General features: G+C 54.2%; 1 protein-coding gene and 1 pseudogene. One reads left to right on the top strand and one right to left on the bottom strand.

Annotated elements, in window-relative coordinates:
- On the top strand, positions 1-342 hold a 342-nt coding region (locus AC07OA_RS24435), incomplete at its 5' end, for a hypothetical protein (protein ID WP_494666427.1).
- A 179-nt stretch (positions 343-521) separates the two neighbouring features.
- Here the strand turns inward: AC07OA_RS24435 and AC07OA_RS24430 are convergent.
- Positions 522-732: pseudogene (locus AC07OA_RS24430) on the bottom strand (hypothetical protein); the annotation flags it as partial.

The following is a 732-nucleotide window of genomic DNA, read 5'->3' as shown; positions in this document are numbered from 1 at the left end:
GCCAAAGCCCAAGTGGCCAAAGCCCAAGTGGCCAAAGCCCAAGTGGCCAAAGCCCAAGTGGCCAAAGCCCAAGTGGCGGCTGGATTCGACCGAAGAGGGGTTGTCACGCGACGGTCACAGGCCTATATCCGCCGCCTGCTCGGAAACGCGATCGCGGCCGCGAAGGTGAGGCTTTCAGCCTCTTGCTTTCTTTGGCCGACTTCGCTAGTTTCCGCGCTCCAATCGACTCGGTTACGGATCCAGGCGGGCAGCCTCGGCAGCCCAGGGATCTCCTTTTGTCTCTTCGTCACGGCCTTGGCTGAAACGAAAGATGCGAAAACGAGGCGGTTGACTCCGGAGTGATGCTTCAATAGAAGCGCCGCTCCTCATCGCTACCAAGAATTCCAAAAGAATTCCGAAGTTCGATGAAGTATTCGGTTTCGTTGTTGATCTTATGATTGGTCAAAAACGAGATTGACACGGGGTTCCGGCTTCACTAGAAGGCGCGGCTCCGGAGGATCTGGTGAAGAGTTCGAAAGAATTCAAGCTAGGTCCTCGCAAGTTCGGAAAGAGTTTCTTGTAAATTCTTGCTTGACTTGATTGGCGCTCTTCTCTAGAAGGTCGCCACGACCTACTGGGTCTGGCTTCGGCCGGTTCTGGTGGGTTTGGTCAGAAAGTTTTGAAAAAAACGATTTGACATGGAATTCGGGGTTGGATAGATAGCCGCCTCCGCCGACATCGGGCGTTAAACGG

The sequence above is a fragment of the Caulobacter sp. GW821-FHT09B08 genome (genome assembly GCF_059418225.1).
Note: the sequence above shows the minus strand (reverse complement) of the source record. Positions and strands in the feature narration are given on the sequence as shown.